The following is a 1808-nucleotide window of genomic DNA, read 5'->3' as shown; positions in this document are numbered from 1 at the left end:
GGATCGAGTAGGAGGCAGGCTTTGACCCGCCGTCCTCTCACACCACCGTACGTACGGTTCCGTATACGGCGGTTCAGGTTATACGTTTGAGCCGTTGTATCGTGTCCGCGACTGATACCAGTCCCGCTTTATTCCACCGCCTTTTTGGCAGCGCCTGATTCATATGAGATGCCCCTGCATTCCACCACGCTCCGCGACCGTTCCACGCCGATTTACAGGCCCGGGACTCCGCTATGCCCAGTTGCATCAGTTTTCTCGCCCTCGCTGAGGGGGATTTCCACTGCCGCCACAGTATGCACCTCAGTTTACGTCTTACCCATCCATCAATGCCTTCCGCCACGCTTTTCCCCACACTCAGACTAAAGTACGCTCCCCATCCGCGCAACACCAGGTTAAGCTCGCCGATTGTGTCGGCCAGCTTTCGCCCCCGTGCGCCTTTGAGCAGTATTTTCAGCCTGCTGCGCAGCCGGGCCACGCTTTCCGGGGCTATCCGCAGCGTCGTCTTTTTCTGACGACTCATGCTGTAACCCAGATATCTGCTCTTCCACGGGCGAACCACCCGACTCTTTTCCCTGTTTACCGGTAGCTTCAGAGTCTGAGACAGCCACCCCGACACGCTCGTCAGCACCCGTTCACCTGCTCGCTGACTTTTAACATAGATGTTAACGTCATCCGCATAGCGTACGAACCGGTGTCCTCGCTGCTCAAGTTCCTTATCTAACCTGTCCAGCAGGATATTTGACAGTAACGGTGACAGCGGGCCGCCCTGCGGCGTACCTTCGTACCGTCGTTGCATCGTCCGTCCCTGTACATCCCCCGCCTCAAGCCAGCGGCGTATCAGTTTCAGGACCGTTTTATCTTCAACATAACGCGCTACACCGGCCATCAGGAGATCGTGATTAACCCGGTCGAAGAACTTTTCCAGGTCAATTTCCACACACCAGCGGTATCCCGCTGCCACATGTTTTCGCGCCATCTCAACGGCATGGTGTGCGCTTCGTCCCGGACGGAAGCCGTAACTGAAGTCGGAGAAATGCTGGTCAAACAGGGGAATAAGCTGTTGCAGAAGTGCCTGCTGAAGCAGGCGGTCTGTTACGCAGGGAATGCCCAATTGCCTTTCACCACCCTGTGGTTTCGGGATACTGACCGGGCGGATACCCTGAGGATGGTATGAACCTGACGCCAACCGCGCCCGCAGGCACGGCCAGTGTTGTTTCAGGTGGTTCGCAAGCCCGCTGACCGTCATGCCATCGGCACCCGGGACACCTTGGTTGCTGACCACCCGCTGATACGCACGCTTCATGTTGGCGGGCGCAAGCACCCGCGCCATCAGCGTGTCCGGCTCCGCGTTCGTCCACACCGGAGACGCCGCCGCTGTCTGCACACTGTCAGCCGTCATCACCGGATACCGTCCGGGACTCGGGGGAACAGCCTTCCGTGAGAGAAGCTTCTGTGCTGCGACATACGATGAGACTCCTGCGCCTGATTGCGGTATAACCCGTTCGGCCCTTGATGGCGTGGTTAACTGCCATTTACTACGGCCTCGGCTGACTTCTACCGCTGGCTGAGCCGGCAGAGCTCCCGGGGTAATTTACGTGACCTTCCTGCTTATGCCTGTCGGATCTACGTCGTGATGCTCCGTGCAAGTATCGGGCTTCAGCTTTACTGGCAACCTTACCCGCATCACGCCGCCTCTTATCCGCTTCCTGTTCGTCAGACCAGCATTTTGCCTCGGGCTTCCTTCAGATCCGCAGTCACCCACGGCACCCTTGCCTCTGGCTAACACTTCCCCTTGCCGGGTGTGTGGA

2 protein-coding genes are annotated in these 1808 nt (G+C 58.2%); one reads left to right on the top strand and one right to left on the bottom strand.

Annotation, left to right across the window (positions count from 1 at the left end):
- Positions 1–73: 73 nt before the first annotated feature.
- Complete coding sequence (gene ltrA / locus D3222_RS24390) at positions 74–1303, bottom strand: group II intron reverse transcriptase/maturase (RefSeq protein WP_232832674.1); 1230 nt, start codon at positions 1301–1303, stop codon at positions 74–76.
- Positions 1304–1334: 31 nt separating this feature from the next.
- On the opposite strand from ltrA, the gene D3222_RS25750 reads away from it, so the two are divergent.
- A complete protein-coding gene (locus D3222_RS25750) occupies positions 1335–1568 on the top strand; it encodes a hypothetical protein (protein WP_157975414.1) in 234 nt (77 codons plus the stop codon).
- The last annotated feature ends 240 nt before the right edge of the window (positions 1569–1808 follow it).

This window comes from Photorhabdus sp. CRCIA-P01 (assembly GCF_003545805.1).
GTDB classification, from domain to species: domain Bacteria; phylum Pseudomonadota; class Gammaproteobacteria; order Enterobacterales; family Enterobacteriaceae; genus Photorhabdus; species Photorhabdus antumapuensis.
The sequence above is the reverse complement of the archived record's forward strand: the minus strand, read 5'-3'. Positions and strand labels throughout refer to the sequence as shown.